This is a genomic window from Sneathiella sp. (genome assembly GCF_041689005.1).
Classification (GTDB): domain Bacteria; phylum Pseudomonadota; class Alphaproteobacteria; order Sneathiellales; family Sneathiellaceae; genus Sneathiella.
The window spans coordinates 1-15,906 of the sequence record NZ_JBDNHC010000055.1 but is presented as its reverse complement, the minus strand read 5'-3'; the positions used below and the strand labels follow the sequence as shown (position 1 = coordinate 15,906).

Here is a 15,906-nt window from a genome sequence, read left to right as displayed (position 1 = left end):
GACCTCGGATTTTAACCAAGGCGAACTGTTAGAAGCAAGTAAGTCTCCATAAAATACCGCCTCGATTCGGCTTAGACGGCCAAGCGGATCGTCACTTTGCTTGGCCAAAGTCGCGCGTAATGGCGCCAGCCATTCATCTAGAATACCTTTCTCGCTTTTGCCCTCCTGCGAAATTCCGTGAACGAGTATCATCCGCATAGTGTAGTCCTCCAAATGGATCGGTCATTCGGTGGCTCCGAATGTAGGAATATTTTCTCTGCTGCTGGCTATGCCGGCGAGCGCGAGAAGTGCGTCTCGCCCTTCCCGCTTCACCAAGCTAAATGGTCCCGCGCCAAGGTGAGGCAGTGCAGACAACGCTAGCGCACGCCACTCTTCGGCGCTTTCGTGGCAATCAGCGGTTTCGATGGCTCCCCATGCCTGACGCATCCAAGGGACCCGTCCTGCAACTGGGTGATTAACTACTTCTTCAGTCGCTCTGATGGTATAGTTTCGCTCGCGCTCAACTTCCGAACGAGGTTCCCTCTCGGGCGTGGCAGGGACGTCGGCGTATAGAACATCATCCCTGAAAAACAGACGCCCACCGCCGAACAAAACGATGTCGAGCGGGATAGGTTGACTGTTTTGAGCATAGAAAGCCGCAATGGAGCGTAGACTCTCGGTATCACGTATTGAATCATAGAACTGCGAGGCGACCGCGCCCACTGTTATTACTTCATGTTTTCCCCATCGCAGAAACGCAGCGGCATCAACGATCTCCCCTTCGGTGAGCGACCCCGCCTGCATCCTGCCGAGCAGTGCAATAATGTCTCGGCCCTCTTCTACAGGTGCAAAAAGTTTTCGATGCAGTACATTCGTACTGCCGCGCTCGAAAACATGCATAGCAGTGATGAAGTTCTGAACGATGCAAGCAGAAGAAAAGTTGCCGTCGGCGAGCTCAACAACAATGTCTGCCCACAATAATGGATCGTGGTCGTTACTGAGTTCAAGACGATACCAGTTCGGAGGTAAAAAGTCCTGCGAGAGCGATCCCCGTGAAGCGCGGACGTCGCTGATTTCAGCACCACTAAAACAGATACCGCAACCAGTCTCGAAATGATCGCGAACCTCGGCATCGGCCGCCGCCGCGTAGTCGCGCTCATTTGCCAGACGTTTGTCCTCAAGCGCTTCGGCAAGACTGCCAACAGGCGTTTTCTCGGACTTGGCGGTTAGCCTTACCCTAGGCACAGATCTGCCGACTGGTGAACGACCCTCATCAAGTTCGGTGGGTAGAATGACACGATCCCCAGCCAATCCGCGCGCTCTTGGTGGCTTTGAACTAGCTGGCATTCTGGGTTCTGGTAATGAGTAGTAAATTCGATCGGTGTAGAAACCCGGTCGCGGGCGCGGGTCCATACGCACGCCGTACTTGCCTGCTTCAATTGCCAGATTGTCTTTCAGATACATTGCCAGAGTCTGACTTGTCACGTGGCGACTGCCGTCGATCGTCTCGAAGTATTTCTCGGGGGCATCGCCTTCCAATGCGTCGAGCATCACCTGGGTGAAAAGACAAAAAGCGTGTTCCTCGCCACTCGCTTTTATCATGAAGGCTTGGCTGCCTGCGTCGACTGGGAAAAAGCGATCGAGTTCGTAATCCCGACGCTCTTCGTCGGGCTTGTCGAGAACGGGACTACCAACGACCTCGATAAACTTGGCAGAGAATTCTTGGCACGCATCGCCAATAATTGTCACTTGTTCTGGGCCATAGTATTCAAGCATGCGCTGCAATGAAGAAATCTTCACGGCTTCGGTTGGACGCTTGTCCCAGTTGCTAAGCATCCAACTTTGGTCGTCGATGCCAATGGCAGCACCATGACCAGCGAAAAAGATGACTAACCGACGCAGTACCGCCCGACTGGTGACTTCCTCAATTACCTTCGAAATTTCAGTGCGCAGCAATTCTGTTGTGATTTCTGGGTAGACCTTATCGTTTATCAGCAAGGGGATGTACTCGTTGGCTTCGGCCCAAGCTGCCATCCGCTCAGATGCCTTGATCACCCCCGGCAGCGCACCGAGGCCGCCGTCGGGCTTAGAGACGGCGATGGACACAAAAATACGATTCCGACTATCAGACATTACATCGCTCTATTTGGTGCCAAATTAACATGGACGCTACGAGTAGGAGAAGCACACTTGGGTATAGCGTGCGCCACTCTAATCCACTTCGGCGCACCAACCCCCGTAACTGTAGTTATTGAACGCTCAGAAAGCTATTCCCTATGTCTACTTTGGCCATGCTGGTCTGATCGGCTCGCATTCGCGGCGAACGACCGCTTCCCGCCCATTCAGTGGAAAGGCGCCATATTTGCCTCATGTCCAGAACTCTCCACCTCGTAGAGAGGGTTTGAAAATTTTGGCCGAAGGGATAGCTATTTTTGGGTAAAGCGACCGTGAAGCATCTGTGAATCAGGGCGAGAAAACTTAGCGACTGTTTTTGATATTTAGCTCCAACAACCAAAATATAAGACACCGCGACTTTCGAGTTTATCAAAAGTATCGGTCTATTCTAGCCATTTTGCATAAGCCAATGATATCAGGATTGCGAAATTGCTCCGCAGCCCAATTCATAACTTGCCCATTGAAGGGATTTTCGACGGTAGTTCCGATCGCAAGCCATGTGAATCAAGGAAACGGACCTTTCGTCCGGTACAAAGTTTGCCTATATTCAATGCTATGTAGAAATTCACCGAATCGACGCGGTCAATAGGTTTGGAGAATGTCGCGCTCGAGAGAACGCTTCTGGCCCTCTTTGCGCAGAGGCAGGTGAACAGCCCATCCTGCATAACCCTCGAAAACAACGGAGAAACCCGACTACAGCCGGATCGGGAGAAACTTTTCTCAGGGGCAATTGGCGGAGAGAAAGGCCGCCATAGCGGCGTTCCATGTAGTTTCATTCAGAGCCAAATCAATAATAATTTCAATGATCTGACACTTTTCCGGTATCACGTAGTTGCAAACTGTTGCATTAAATAGCAATATTTTTGGACAGCGGTTTGGCTAGTTTGATGTCTTAGTTCGGTTTCTAAAGCCACCGCCTAACGGAGGTTGAGGTCAATATGCCGAAAAAGGTAGCCGAGTTGAGTGCGTTGGACATAAAACGCTCCAGCCATTCTGGGCAGCTTCGGCGAAACGAATGGATGGCCGTGGGTGGCGTCTCTGGGCTATTGCTACAAATTACACCCTCCAGCTCCAAGAGCTGGCTTCTTCGCACTACAATAGGTGGCAAAAGACGAGCAATAGGGTTGGGCGGGTATCCGGATGTGTCACTCGCTGCGGCCCGAGAGGCTGCCCGAGAAGCCAAGCACCAAATTTCGGCGGGAGTTGATCCTATCGAAGCTCGCAAGGCCGCCAGAGCGGCGTTGACGGCCGCCCAGCGGCGGGGACTCACCTTTAAGAAAGCGGTCGACAAATATCTTGAGGTAAAGCTCAACGAGTTCAGGAACGCAAAACATCGCAAGCAGTGGCGTTCGACGTTGGATAACTACGCCGTTCCGGCTATCGGCAATCAGCTTGTCAGTGAAATTGAAGTGCTCGACGTGCAACGCGTGCTGGAGCCGATCTGGTCCACAAAAACTGAGACGGCGTCGCGCCTCCGGGGTCGAATTGAAAATGTCCTCGCATGGGCGGCGGTTGCAGGTCACCGGACCGGTGACAACCCAGCACGGTGGAAAGGTAACCTTGATGCAATTCTACCAAAACCCGCCAATGTGGCGAAGGTTGAAAGATGGCCCGCTCTATCTCTCTCTGATGCTCCTCAATGGTGGAGAGATCTCCGTGAACGCGATGGCATGGCGGCACGCGCTCTGCAATTTCAGGCACTAACAGCCGCTCGCTCCGGAGCCGTGCGGCTGGCGGTGTGGGATGAGATCGATCTCGGCGAAAAGCTATGGATTATACAGCCGGGTCGAGAAGCATCTAAGATACCTGCGAAGGCATCACCCCACCGGGTTCCCTTAACAAACGAGTTGATAGCATTGCTTGAGGCGGTGCCTCGCCAGAAAGATCAACCTTTCGTATTCTGGGCACCACGAGGCGGCCCACTTTCTGACATGTCCATCTCCGCGGCAATGAAGCGAATACATCAGGCGGCAGTAAAGGCTGGTCGCTCCGGCTACTTAGACACAACCACTAGAAAACCCGCAGTCCCACATGGTCTGCGAAGCACGTTCAGGGATTGGGCAGCAGAGAACGGTTTTGACCGCGACATGGCCGAGATTGCCTTGGCGCACACGGTTGGCAGTGCTGTCGAACGGGCTTATAGGCGGACCGATATGTTGGAACGACGGCGAGCCATGATGGCCGCTTGGGCCACATTTTTGCACGGAGATGTAGATCATAATGTTGTCCATTTCACAGGTGCTGGCTGATGGCGATAGTCAAATTGCCCAACCGGCCAGTGCGCAGTGCCTTTCTTAAGGCTGTCATAAGGCTTGGGAAGCTGGAGGCTAAAGTACGATCTGCGGTGACACAACTTCGGGAGACCGGCGGCGGAATGGCCGCCGCCGAAGCACTTGAAGAAATTCTAAGCAAAATGTCGCATGGAAATGCATTTTGGTTGAAAATAGCCCGATTTGATATGCTGAGCGATCGAAAAAACACCTTTAGGCAAAAAAACCTCTTTGATGTCGTTGATGAAATCAACGAAACGATGTTCGCTGTTGCTGTGCTATCTGCAAAATTGGAAGAATTTAGAGAGCTTCTCCCCGACATGGAGGGACTTCCGGACGGACTGGTGTTTTCTGTAAGAGGAGAAAGGGCTATACATGAGATCGCTGATTTGTATGCAGCGGCCTGTCAGTTTCGCAGTGTAATTGAAGAACATTATGGTAAACGAGACTTGGGTGGACCGGCACTAACTAAGAAGTCCCAAGCCGATCCGTTCGACGTTCTCGTGGATAGTCTGGCCGATGTTTGGCTCCACAGCGGCCGACAATTGGATGGGACTGATGCGAAAAACTTTAAGCTGGTTTTGTACGTAGTTTACGAGCGTCTAACAGGCAAGTCTGAGCTTCCCGCCCGGCGATGGAAACAGCTCAAACCGAAGTTGCGTAAGCGTACACAACCCCCTCAATAAATGTTGGGGTAGCGTGCGCGACACGCAAACGTTGCAGCATGTAACTTCATGGCACCTAACAGAACGAGGTGCCAAATCATGTACTTATCTGACAAGCAACTGGCCGAGCGTTTCGGCATTTCCCGCACCACCGTATGGCGGTGGTCCAAATCCAGCTCCAGCTTTCCTAAGCCTTTCAATCTTGGACCCGGCGCTACGCGCTGGCGTGTTTCAGATATTGAGAAATGGGAACTCTCTTGTGTCGACGAGGGCGGCCGATGAGAACCCCTCACCGCATATACATTCAGCCCACGTTGAAAGATGACGGCACGCACAAAGCCAGCAAAAGAGGACCTTTGTACGACGCGTCGTTCAATGGTGAGCACATTTGCACCAGTCATCAACCGCTTCTTGATGGCGCGAGGGTCCTTCACGGCCTAGGGCTGACTGGACCTGTCCAGATGTGGGATCATCAACTGTCATACCCGCGCATGCGGTCTATAGTTGAAAAGGCGGCACAGCTTACCGTCGTCGAAAGCCGCCGCGGCAATATGCGGTTTGAGAGGTGGAATGCGCCCGACAGGCTCCGCGGTCTGAACGGGGAGCGCCGTAAGCGCGCTGTCGAGGCCTCAGGTACTTCTAATACAGAAACAGCCTCTGACGGCGTGACCGCGGAGGCGGGCGAACAGCCTTTGTCCCATGCAGTCAGTGCCACCGACAAGGCAGGGGAGGAAGCGTGATGTTCAAGCATGAAGATGCTCCGGCCCTGTCCTGCCAGACAGGTAACCGGAGCAGAACCTCGACACCCAGTCTTGCAAACTATGGAGCTTCGGTATGAGAAAGAACATACGCCGATCTGATCTCCCTTTCAACTCTACACCACTTGGCTCATGGGCCTTGCTGCATGACAGCAAGCGTTATGATCGTGCCGCCATCAAGCTGGCTCAGCGCACCGGTCTGACATTGCCGGTGGCGCAGGTGTTCGCCGACCTGAACAGTCTGGGGAGGCGCAGATGACCTCGAACGGAACTATCACGCAAAAGCCAACATTTGCTCCGCTCCCGGCCCGCGCCATTGGTGATCAGCGTCTGACGGGCCTCCATTTTCGAGTTCTTGCTGTGATCTGCCTTCATGATCGCATGAGTGGTGCCCGAGGCAAGGGACAAGGTTGCTGGGCAAGTCACAAGACACTCGCCGACAAGTGTGGGTGCAACTACACGAACTTATCTACTGCCATCAAGGAACTGGGAGAATGGGGTTATGTAGAACGCAGCCGACACCCCATGAACAAGCGCCAGTGGGTGTATCGGGTGATCTACACAGATGACGATAAAACTATCGCCAAGACACCAAATAGTTTGCCGACGGACAAACAATATTCCCCGGAAGCAGGCGCGATAGTTTGCCCAGACGCCAACTCTGGAGACGCGATAGTTTGCCCTGATTTCAGGGAAGATTCACAATATCAAGATGTTAGCGATGTAGAATATATTCCGCAAAGCGGGGAAGAGATTACAGGAACTGTAAAAAGAAATTCCGTAGAAACGGCGTTGCTTTGCAATGGAGCAGCTATTGATTTGTATAGCGATGCAGAAGTTGGCACCTTCCTTCGAAAAGCAGAGACGCGGATAAAGGCAAATGACCTATCCGCTCAAGAGCTATTCAGTCTTCGGGACAGGCTCAATGAGATTGAAGGATGCAGAGACCATGCAGACCCGCTACACCAGTGGGCGAGACGTCTTCTTTGGGAAGTCGACGACATTTCACCTGCCAATACAGAGTAACAATCAGGGCATCGGTTGGGTTTGTGCCGGCAGGGCCGGTCATGGTGTACCGGGCTTATCGGTTTTTCTCCAAGATGTCCTTGATAGCGGCTGAGATCCATTGAGTGATAAAGGCGCGTCCCTCCCACAATTCCATAGGTTTCGGATGCGGTGGATGCTTTTTCTCATTTGGATGATGACGCCCAGCCGAATTGGCTGTGCGACGGAAGCGAGTAATTTCGTCCTTATCAATGCCTCCGTTCGGAAGTTCCTTGAGTGCTTCGTATGCCTTGTACAGTTCAACCCAACCTGGATTGCCCTCCATATATCGCAATACACAGGCAATCCGTGGATCCAGCTTGGCGGCCCGCATCCAAAGTTGGATCTGACTGGGCGTCGGCGGCGGTTCGACTACGTTACCCTGGTAGTCCAGTACCTTTAGTTCGGCGATACCACCTCGGATGCGAATTTCACCACTTTCTGCCTTTAAGGCGCGATGCTTTCGCGGTTGACCGTCCGATACGAACTCGATCACAGCTCCAACTGAAACTGGATCAGCATCAGTGTGTTTTGAGATTGCCACGTTTAACGTTTTGATCAACGTCTCGCCGAGTCGGCGTGCGTCTTTCGGACTTGCAGCCTCATCAAAAGCCGTTGAACGAAGGGTCAGGTAGTTGCCTCGATCTTCCTGCACTTCTTCCACGTATGGATCAAATGGCGACTTAAGAAACGTACGCCAAACATTCTTGTCTTCGTCAGCGCCTTCAAGTTCGATGCCCCAATGGTTGCTGGCTTTAGTCATCGGATTCTTTGCCCCCAGTCAGGTTGGATAAAACTGACCGATGAGTGATCCCCACAAAAGAAACACCTCTTCAGCTATTGGTTCCAATGGAATCTGGCGCTTGCCGTCTTGCACTAGAACTCTGGATGAAGTCTGGAATATGCCGCTGTCGAATATCCCTGGGGCGAATACAGGAGTTGTGATCCCGGTGTCTTCAGCGCTGCGCACATCGGTCGATGGTTGTTGAGCAAGGATAACGTGTTTGCTGCTGTTGGCTACATCACGGATAAGCCCTGCGCCTACCACTTCCGTCTCGACAACTACCTTCCAAAGCCGTCCGCCGCTGTTGATGTTCTTGCCAAACTTGGCCTGGACCTGTGCCCTGTTGTGATGAAACAACCACTCGGCCATGTTAAACATCGAGTTAACCATGGAGAACACGTTCAGGAAGTCTGGGTTGCCTTCGCTGAACTGCTTGTAGGCTGGTTTGGCTACCTGCTCGAAAAAGTCTTCCGCGTCCCGCAACTGTCGCATTGTGTAATCCGCCTCTCTAGGCCGGCGTGTCTCTCATTGAACCATCTCCGGATTACGATTGCTACTATTCCATTGCTATTGCACAACAGCGCGTTTTTGAGCGAAAGGCCATTGAGGTACGGTTGTACCCAAAACCTGCTTCCCTTCGAAAAACCACCTGAGTGAGCAAGATTATTCACGGGAAAGGGCATTCTATTCGGAGCGGTTGGCCGCCCCTTTTTGTAATGTAAAGCATCAGTCAGATTACACCTGCCAACAAAACAGAACACTCATAAGACACCATTCCAAGCATATTCTAATAAGCGAGACAAAGATGAAAACACCAATCCTACTGGCCATATTATGTGGCGTATTATTATGCGTTGGTATGGGGTTAGTATTCTCTGGTGTCGTCAGCTACCGTCAGGCAGGAATCTGTTTTGGCATATGCGAGCAAGACAGGCGCGAAGAGTTTGCCCGCACTTTTCCAGAATGGTTTGCCCGTAAAGCAGAATGTGGACCACGAGGTGAAGAGGACAGGGCCCTCATTGCATTTTTGCATCCAGACCTACTCGCCGACATAGATTCTAAGAACCAGAGCTTCACCGCTCTATCAGTTCGAGAGCAAAATGGTGCATTATCAGTAGGTGAGCGCAGCAAGTATTTAGATGACCCGTGGCGTGTCATTTTGATGGTTCAAAAAAAGTATAAGGTGGGAGACCTTCTATCTGCAACGCGCCAAGAATTACCCTACGAAGAACACTCAACGTGGGTTAGGCAGTGTCCTGTAAATGGCTTGGCAAATGACAACTATCGCACGGAAAACAGAATTAATGACATGTTGCGTAGTGGGACTGGTTCAGTAAAATGGGATTACTGTGAAGGATTTGTGTCGGTTCTTTTGCAGACAGATTTGCCACGAGGTAGGCATTTTAGTTCATTATATCTCAACGAACGAGCCTACTCGCACCTAAGTAAAACTGGTGAGTTAGATGCGTTCATGAAACAGATGGAAACAGATAGCTCACGCGATTTCGACCTGCGTCGCTCTGCCGAAAATCAGGTACAGGCTATGCCTGCCACCGATTTCCCTTTGGAGAGTTTGCCCTTTTACGAGCTTACAATCAAAAACCGTATTGAGCAGATTTATCTTCAAGGCAAGTGTCAGTAGCAGATGCATAACGGCTCGCGCGAGAGTGCGTCGAGAAGCAGTTCAAGGAAGGCCGAAAGCCCTGTGAGGCTGAATTGTGCTGGCGATACCGAAAACGCACTCTACGGTCGCACCGCGGATCGGGAAACAGCCTTACTCTTGAGCTGGTCGTGCAGCCTTCGCGCTGTGTTCAGGCCACTGCCGTTCACAACTCACCTCCCTGCAGAGGCTTGATCTCAATCAGCGATAGGAGCGCCTTGTGGATCATAGGCCACGGCTGATCGAGGTTTATCGTGCATACTCTAATCAAATGTCCCTGCACCGCAAATTCGGCTTCAAAATCCTCAGTCGTCGTTGGATACACAAGCATGCCTTGCACATCTGTGTCGGCATCCATTTGAGCAGCCAAATTCTTCACGTATGTGAAGATTTGGTAGAGGTTGGCGGAAATGAGCTTCTTTGCGCCACGATTGCGCTGAAACATGTCCTTGTAGTATTTTGTATCGATGACCACTGTCTGTCCCGGCCGGTCTAGCCGGATGTCGTTCTCCATCGCCGGCAGCACTGACAGTGCGGCTTCATCTAGTGGCCCTGTGTCCCACTCAATGTTGCGCGAGCCGATATGAAACGACTGGCATTCGCGTCGAAAAAAATTACGGACGAAATTCTCAAAAACTTGGCTCATACGGACCTCGTCTTCCAAGATGTCTGAAAAGCGATAACCACGCCCAGTCTCATCCGGCAATAATGCTTCGTACGCGAGCTCACAAAGTCGCATCAAGAAACGATACTCGGCATTGTGGCTGTGAACTTGGACCTTGGAAAACGAGCCGCGAGTGAGCCTTATGTCAGCTACTTCCCTAAGCTCCTGACACTGACGCCGGAGGTCGTGGGCTAAATTGCGATCCAACCTCTCAGTAGCCGCCAGCCGCTTTGAGGTGGCCTTCAAAATCTGATTGAGCAGGACGTCGGGGCTAAGTTCATCCACACGGCAATGTACCAGTCGGCGATGCACTAAATTGCGATTTACGGTCTCGCCGAAATCAAACCTTCCTCGTAAACGGGCTGTATCCTCGCCATGTTCGATATAGCTCCGGTCTAGTCCTCGCCGCAGTATCCGATTCAGGGAGCCAATTAGCACCTTGGCGATAAGGTCCTGCAACCGGGGGCTCTCTAGACCGCCTACATCCGCTTTCTGCCCCTCGTGAAATTGATCCCACGCGTAGCAGAAGAGGTAAAAAACGTTCTGGATGGGGATTGCCATCCTTAAACCGCAAGCCTGTCAACAAGGCCTTCCGCACGCTCTGGAGCATCAAAATAGTACTCCTGCAAAAGTGGGGCGATGTCGTTGTCGACCACATCGCGATACCACACTTCCTCTGATATAGGAGGGTCGCTTGGACAGAAGAAGCTGTGCCCAATGCAGAAGCCAGAGCCAAGGTTTGTCTTGTCGCTTGCAATCTCACGGTTCAGTTCACCCATGCGGGAGACAATGTGTTCCCTTAATCTCTCTGAGATGCCAAGTTGCGAAAGTGATGCTTTGAAGGTGTCAGTCTCAAAGCATGGCTGTAACGTGATGAACGAGAAGCGGCGTCTCAATGCATAGTCAACGACTGCGAGAGATCGGTCTGCGGTATTCATCATGCCTACAATGTAGACATTACTAGGAACGTAAAATGCTTCATCCGTAGGTCTGGCATAAGCAAGAGGCAAAGCCCATTCCGCGGAACGCTTGTCAGGCTCTATCAGCATCATGAGCTCGCCCAGAACCTTGCTCAGGTTGCCACGATTGATTTCGTCGATGACGAAGACAAACTTCTCGTTTGGGCGTAGCCGAGCTTTTTCACAGAAACGAAAAAACGGACCAAATTTTAACTCGAAGCCACCATTGTCTGTGGGACGATAGCCATGCACGAAATCTTCGTATGAATATGACTGGTGGAACTGCACCATCTGTACACGAGCCTTATCTTTTGCGTCCATAAGTGCGTAAGCCAACCGACGAGCAACGAACGTTTTTCCGACGCCCGGTGGACCTTGGAGGATGATGTTCTTCTTTGAACTGAGTCGGCGGAGGATGCGTTCGAACTCTTCCTTGCCCATGAAGAGATCAGCCACAGCAACATCAATTGAATAAGGGACCACGGGAGTTTGCACAAATGGTTGCTCCTCTTCAGCTTCTTCCATGTTACCGAAGCGTTCCAATTGAGGTAGAAGCGTCCCGGCCTTCGCCTCGTAGGCCGAGTTCAAAATACGGATTAACTCCTCGGGAGCGGAAGTAAGATACGACCCTTGATTGAGTTCCAACTCACGATTGAAGAAGAGCTTCTTATCTGTCGTATTCAACACATCCCTCATAGGTTGCTCGAACTCTGACCCCTTTAAGAAGTCTGACCGGAGCAGCGGAGGCTCGATGGGCTCAAAGTCTCGCAGCTCAACCTTGTATGCGGGCACATCAGCCCAGTCTGTGCCAGACAGACCTATGAATTTGTCATCGAGCGGGCCTGCAACTTGTGAAACCCCTGTGAAGCCTTCGTTGTCGGTGTGGTGAAGCACCAGATCGCCCAGTTTCAACGCCCGCATTTCCGCGTAGATGTCAGCCCCACTGGCTGACTTCTGCGGAGACCAAACAACTTGGCCGAGGCGATAAGGCCCTTCTTCACGAGTTGAACGATTGCGCACATGTGTCTTTTCTATCCAAACTGATGGCAGTGTGCTCTGCTCGTCAACAGGAATAACATACTCGTGTTTTAGATCGTACTTAACGTCGGTCGGTCTAACTCTTATTCCGAGCTCCTCGGCCGCCTTGCGCCACTCCAAAACGCTCGTGGTCCCGCCAAGGTCACGCAGAAGATCGTATCGATGGAGCTCCTCAGGATTTGTGCGAGGTGCTCTACCCTTCGACTCATTCAGTTGAACTACAAGATCGTCGTATTTTTTTTCGTTGACTTCTGAGTTGGTTCGGGAGCCCATTCGGACCTAATGTCCGGCATATAGAAATCAAAGTCTTCGATCTGACGCTCCGTTTCTAGACGTTGGCGTATTTCCAACAGCATCTGGTCGAGTTGAACAAGTGAAAGCGCCTCCACTTCCGGTTCGGAAAAGCTGCCATACACCTTTGCAATAAGGCGTTTATGGCTGGCAGTCGTGATCCTCTCAAAACTGTCTGGAAAGCACCAAAAGTTCAACATGTGCACGAATTGCCGGCTCGCATACCCGGAGACACTGGACTGCCACTCTTCAAATACCCATGGATCAGCAAGTTTCTCTTGGCGCTTTTCTGGGCCCAGCTGCTTGAACGAAATAATTAACGCTATAAAGAATTCGAACTCGCGCCACATCTGAGTAGTATAGGCAGTGCCCGGATTACCCACGCCGATTAGAGCTGCGTCCTCGAGGGCGCGATCTTCAATGGGCGGCGCGGCATCTGACCAGTCCCATACGCGGAGGAAGTTCCGGCGTTTGGTCTCAGCACCAATTCCTGAATGAAATAGTAGAAGTACCCAAATGGCTTCTGCTGCCACCTTTATCACCTGAGGACTATATCCAGCCAGCTGATCTTCCAGCTTTTCGTAGAAGCTGCGTTTTCCCTCGTCCGGATTATCGACAAAGGCAACCTTTAGCTGGGCGAAGTTATCAGATGTCCAAAGAAGTTCATCAGAGAAGACCGATCCATCGCCTACAAGGCACCGATGCTTCCACTCATCTGCTGCATTTAAAGCCTTCGTAATATCTCGTTCTTTCCCGATATTTCGCGCCATTAGCTCTCACTCTCTGATCAATGACCGACAACTGTATCGATTGCAGTCAGTTGAAGGATAGACATACGATCTGATGCCGACCACCCGTTTTTTGTCGATAAATATACGTTCCACACGACTCCATCTGCGAAAGAAACGGCTGGTCAAGCCCCCTGACACCGGAAACGCGAGAACGCCCGTCAGTGACTCGCTCCGGGGCTTGCAGAGGCTTATTGCCTGTTCCATCCCTGTTTGCCTTTTGTATCGCTTCTGTATCCATAAAACGGAAATAACTTGTCCCTATTTGGAAAAACTTTTCCACCATCTCCCTGCATTGCGCAGCTCAGTCAAGGAAGCCCGAAAGCCTCCGTTAGGCTGGCTATTGTACCGGCGACACCGAAAACGCTCTGTACGGTCACACCGCGGATCGGGAATGGGTGGCTACCGGACAGACAGTTCAATCTGAAACCACGCTGTAGCAGGCGTCTGGTTGCCTGAAACTTGACATTCGTTAAAGACCAAAGCCTCAATGCTGCTAGCGTTACCCAGCGACAGGGCTGCGGTGGCTGCTTACGTCAGGTCTGAACTGAAGGGACGGCATCATGAAGCGCCTTGCCACTGCTGCGCTTGTTGCTGGGGGGGTGCTTGCTGCGTCGGTCTCAATGGCGAGTGCTGAAACCATGGTATCTATGCGATACAGTGGATCGGTAATTGACGTATCAGATCAACTCACAGGCGGGCCGATCAGCATAGGCGATACTTACGAAGGTACTCTTGTCTACGATCTTTCTACCCCACTCTCTTCGACCGGTTTTATCACTCCAGAAATATACGAGACGCAATTTGACAATGCCGTACTGAGGAATGAGGTCCACTTTAACGAAGATGATTTATTGTTTTCTTTTGGAAGCTCTTCGTATCCTAATTTCGGAAAATTGTTCAGCTACCAACCGACAATGATTTTTGCGAATTGTTGCGCGAGCAGTGCTTTGGAGGGGATTGCCATTGGTGGTTTGGATTTTAACTCCATCTCTATATCATTTTCTGTTGGGACGTTGGACGACATCACCCAACTCGTAATAGCACCAGACTTGACACAATCAACTGCTGGACCGCTTGTTTTTCTGCGTTGGGGCAACCTCGGGAATGAATATGTTCGATTGGAAGCAAATGAGATTACGGTAAGCGTAGCCCCCGTCCCCATCCCCGTCCCTGCCGAAGTCACGCCTGTTCCAACGGTGGGTAATGATCCAACACCAGACTACACCTTCAGTTCCGACCAAGCTGGCACGATCAGTTATGGCGGTGATGTCTCCAGTGTCACGACGGCTGCAACGGCGGGCAACAATACTGTAACGTTCAATACGCTCGCGGAGAGAACGTATACCAACTGCACGATTAGTGTGACCAATGCGGCTGGCACTACCTCGTCGCCACTCGGCGTGTCGAGTTTCACGATTGATCTGACCGATGCTAACGTGGACATCCTCAATGCGCCTGCGGAGGTGACAATGTTTGATCCGTTTAACCTGACGCTGCAATTCTCTGAGGATGTGACCGGTTTTGTTGTGGGTGACATTACGGTTTCCGGGGGACACCTATCCAATTTCACGTCTGTAGACGGAAACACTTTCACCGTAGACATCACGCCGGGCGGCACGGGCGACATCACCATCGACGTTGCTGCGGATGTAGCGCAAGATGCTGCTGGTAACGGCAACACGGCTGCCGATCAAGTCATCGTCCGTGCCGTCAATGTGGTCAAACAGACACAGGCTGTCGTTCGCAACTTCCTGTCTGATCGCGCCGATCAGATCACCGCTGACGATCCCGAACTCGCCAAACGATTGTTCAATCGTGAAGGTAGCTCAGGCATGCCGGTTGATGTCAATGGCGTGGGCCTGATCGCAGTGGGCCTAAGTGCCGTAGGGCTGCAGGGTGAGGGTCTAGGCGGCGGCCCAGAGGTCGTAACGGTGAAGACCAGCCTGCATCAGGTTATTGCTGCTGCCGGGAAAAGCCGTAAGGTCTATGAAGACAGCCTTGGCGTTGATCGTACTGCTTACAATGTCAGGTCGGACAATGACCAGTCAGACTTCGATGTCTGGATCGAAGCGCGCTATACCCGGGTAGATGTTGGTAGCCGTACCGGTGATCTCGGCCTGTTCTACCTCGGTGCTGACTATCTGATGAACCCGGACTTGTTGATTGGTGCAATCGTCCAGTTCGATGTTTTCAACCAGCGCGATGACGCCTTGGGAGCTTCTGCTGACGGAGTTGGATGGTTGGCGGGGCCATATTTTGTCGCTCGGGTGACCGACAACCTTGTGTTAGAAGGCCGTGGTGCGTGGGGACAGTCTGATAATAATGTCAGCCCGCTTGGGACCTACACGGATGATTTCGACACCGACCGCTTGTTGCTCAAAAGTGCGCTCACCGGGAATTTCATCATCGAAGATTTGCAGATCAACCCAATGGTCAGCGTGATCTATTTGGAGGAGACACAGAGGAGTTACACCGACACCCTAGGTTTCGTAATTCCAAGCCAGCGCATCAACCTCGGGCGGGTCAAGTTCGGCCCTACAGTCAGTCGTACATTCCAGATGCCGGATGGCGTGTTGGTCACGCCGAGCGCGGCAATACACGGCCTGTGGGACTTTAAGAAGGCAAAGACGGTGACGGCTCAAGGTCTCACAATTGACACCGCTGAGTTCCGCGCACGCGCCACCGGCAGTCTATCTATATCCACACCCGATGGCCTATCTATCAATGCAAAGGGTTTCTATGACGGAATTGGTTCATCCAATCTTATGGCCTATGGCGGCGAGATCGACATCACCATTCCTTTGAATTGAATTTCCTCAAACATCTTC

At 51.8% G+C, this 15,906-nt stretch carries 14 protein-coding genes and 1 pseudogene; 8 read left to right on the top strand and 7 right to left on the bottom strand.

From position 1 onward, the window contains the following. Both ACESNI_RS06485 and ACESNI_RS06480 read right to left on the bottom strand, forming a co-directional pair. A pseudogene (locus ACESNI_RS06485) lies at positions 1-198 on the bottom strand (hypothetical protein); the annotation flags it as partial. A gap of 24 nt (positions 199-222) precedes the next feature. Beyond that, a complete protein-coding gene (locus tag ACESNI_RS06480; RefSeq protein ID WP_373085713.1) occupies positions 223-2,112 on the bottom strand; it encodes a hypothetical protein in 1,890 nt (629 codons plus the stop codon). A gap of 980 nt (positions 2,113-3,092) precedes the next feature. Here ACESNI_RS06480 and ACESNI_RS06475 point away from each other — a divergent pair. The 6 genes from ACESNI_RS06475 to ACESNI_RS06450 all read left to right on the top strand — a co-directional run bounded on the left by ACESNI_RS06475 (position 3,093) and on the right by ACESNI_RS06450 (position 6,873). Continuing rightward, the gene (locus ACESNI_RS06475; RefSeq protein WP_373085712.1) at positions 3,093-4,403 is read left to right on the top strand and encodes a tyrosine-type recombinase/integrase; all 1,311 of its coding nucleotides are present in this window, start codon (positions 3,093-3,095) and stop codon (positions 4,401-4,403) included. Further along, the gene (locus tag ACESNI_RS06470) at positions 4,403-5,110 is read left to right on the top strand and encodes a hypothetical protein (RefSeq protein WP_373085710.1); all 708 of its coding nucleotides are present in this window, start codon (positions 4,403-4,405) and stop codon (positions 5,108-5,110) included. Before ACESNI_RS06475 ends, ACESNI_RS06470 begins: the two co-directional genes overlap by 1 nt. Positions 5,111-5,158: 48 nt before the next feature. Continuing rightward, positions 5,159-5,371 carry a helix-turn-helix transcriptional regulator gene (locus ACESNI_RS06465; RefSeq protein WP_373085709.1) on the top strand — a complete coding sequence of 71 codons (213 nt, stop codon included), beginning with the start codon at positions 5,159-5,161 and terminating at the stop codon, positions 5,369-5,371. A gap of 179 nt (positions 5,372-5,550) precedes the next feature. Further along, positions 5,551-5,829: a hypothetical protein gene (locus ACESNI_RS06460; RefSeq protein ID WP_373085708.1), complete on the top strand. Its 279-nt coding sequence runs from the start codon at positions 5,551-5,553 to the stop codon at positions 5,827-5,829. A 94-nt stretch (positions 5,830-5,923) separates the two neighbouring features. Next, positions 5,924-6,106, top strand: a complete 183-nt coding sequence (locus ACESNI_RS06455) for a hypothetical protein (protein WP_373085707.1) — start codon at positions 5,924-5,926, stop codon at positions 6,104-6,106. After that, entirely contained in the window at positions 6,103-6,873 is a 771-nt protein-coding gene (locus ACESNI_RS06450; RefSeq protein WP_373085705.1) for a helix-turn-helix domain-containing protein, read from the top strand. Before ACESNI_RS06455 ends, ACESNI_RS06450 begins: the two co-directional genes overlap by 4 nt. Before the next feature lie 55 nt (positions 6,874-6,928). On the opposite strand, the gene ACESNI_RS06445 is transcribed toward ACESNI_RS06450, so the two are convergent. Beyond that, entirely contained in the window at positions 6,929-7,654 is a 726-nt protein-coding gene (locus tag ACESNI_RS06445) for a hypothetical protein (protein ID WP_373085704.1), read from the bottom strand. Between the two features lie 18 nt (positions 7,655-7,672). Further along, positions 7,673-8,167 carry a hypothetical protein gene (locus ACESNI_RS06440; RefSeq protein WP_373085702.1) on the bottom strand — a complete coding sequence of 165 codons (495 nt, stop codon included), beginning with the start codon at positions 8,165-8,167 and terminating at the stop codon, positions 7,673-7,675. Positions 8,168-8,480: 313 nt separating this feature from the next. Between ACESNI_RS06440 and ACESNI_RS06435 the strand changes: the two genes are divergently transcribed. After that, positions 8,481-9,317 (top strand): hypothetical protein, encoded by an 837-nt coding sequence (locus ACESNI_RS06435; RefSeq protein ID WP_373085701.1) that lies wholly within the window; start codon positions 8,481-8,483, stop codon positions 9,315-9,317. A gap of 184 nt (positions 9,318-9,501) precedes the next feature. Here the strand turns inward: ACESNI_RS06435 and ACESNI_RS06430 are convergent, their stop codons facing one another. Genes ACESNI_RS06430 through ACESNI_RS06420 form a run of 3 tightly spaced genes read right to left on the bottom strand, consistent with a single transcriptional unit; the run spans position 9,502 to position 13,057 of the window. Next, entirely contained in the window at positions 9,502-10,560 is a 1,059-nt protein-coding gene (locus tag ACESNI_RS06430; protein ID WP_373085700.1) for a hypothetical protein, read from the bottom strand. 2 nt (positions 10,561-10,562) lie between these two features. Next, positions 10,563-12,269, bottom strand: coding sequence for an AAA family ATPase (locus ACESNI_RS06425; protein WP_373085699.1), 1,707 nt, complete (start codon positions 12,267-12,269; stop codon positions 10,563-10,565). Next, the gene (locus tag ACESNI_RS06420; RefSeq protein WP_373085698.1) at positions 12,215-13,057 is read right to left on the bottom strand and encodes a hypothetical protein; all 843 of its coding nucleotides are present in this window, start codon (positions 13,055-13,057) and stop codon (positions 12,215-12,217) included. Before ACESNI_RS06420 ends, ACESNI_RS06425 begins: the two co-directional genes overlap by 55 nt. Positions 13,058-13,638: 581 nt before the next feature. Here ACESNI_RS06420 and ACESNI_RS06415 point away from each other — a divergent pair. Beyond that, a complete protein-coding gene (locus ACESNI_RS06415) occupies positions 13,639-15,888 on the top strand; it encodes an Ig-like domain-containing protein (RefSeq protein ID WP_373085696.1) in 2,250 nt (749 codons plus the stop codon). The last annotated feature ends 18 nt before the right edge of the window (positions 15,889-15,906 follow it).

Excerpts from the sequence above, each read along its gene's own strand:
- ACESNI_RS06480 (WP_373085713.1), bottom strand. The coding sequence starts at position 2,112 with ATGTCTGATAGTCGGAATCGTATTTTTGTGTCCATCGCCGTCTCTAAG.
- ACESNI_RS06475 (WP_373085712.1), top strand. The coding sequence starts at position 3,093 with ATGCCGAAAAAGGTAGCCGAGTTGAGTGCGTTGGACATAAAACGCTCC.
- ACESNI_RS06470 (WP_373085710.1), top strand. The coding sequence starts at position 4,403 with ATGGCGATAGTCAAATTGCCCAACCGGCCAGTGCGCAGTGCCTTTCTT.
- ACESNI_RS06465 (WP_373085709.1), top strand. The coding sequence starts at position 5,159 with ATGGCACCTAACAGAACGAGGTGCCAAATCATGTACTTATCTGACAAG.
- ACESNI_RS06460 (WP_373085708.1), top strand. The coding sequence starts at position 5,551 with ATGTGGGATCATCAACTGTCATACCCGCGCATGCGGTCTATAGTTGAA.
- ACESNI_RS06455 (WP_373085707.1), top strand. The coding sequence starts at position 5,924 with ATGAGAAAGAACATACGCCGATCTGATCTCCCTTTCAACTCTACACCA.
- ACESNI_RS06450 (WP_373085705.1), top strand. The coding sequence starts at position 6,103 with ATGACCTCGAACGGAACTATCACGCAAAAGCCAACATTTGCTCCGCTC.
- ACESNI_RS06445 (WP_373085704.1), bottom strand. The coding sequence starts at position 7,654 with ATGACTAAAGCCAGCAACCATTGGGGCATCGAACTTGAAGGCGCTGAC.
- ACESNI_RS06440 (WP_373085702.1), bottom strand. The coding sequence starts at position 8,167 with ATGCGACAGTTGCGGGACGCGGAAGACTTTTTCGAGCAGGTAGCCAAA.
- ACESNI_RS06435 (WP_373085701.1), top strand. The coding sequence starts at position 8,481 with ATGAAAACACCAATCCTACTGGCCATATTATGTGGCGTATTATTATGC.
- ACESNI_RS06430 (WP_373085700.1), bottom strand. The coding sequence starts at position 10,560 with ATGGCAATCCCCATCCAGAACGTTTTTTACCTCTTCTGCTACGCGTGG.
- ACESNI_RS06425 (WP_373085699.1), bottom strand. The coding sequence starts at position 12,269 with ATGGGCTCCCGAACCAACTCAGAAGTCAACGAAAAAAAATACGACGAT.
- ACESNI_RS06420 (WP_373085698.1), bottom strand. The coding sequence starts at position 13,057 with ATGGCGCGAAATATCGGGAAAGAACGAGATATTACGAAGGCTTTAAAT.
- ACESNI_RS06415 (WP_373085696.1), top strand. The coding sequence starts at position 13,639 with ATGAAGCGCCTTGCCACTGCTGCGCTTGTTGCTGGGGGGGTGCTTGCT.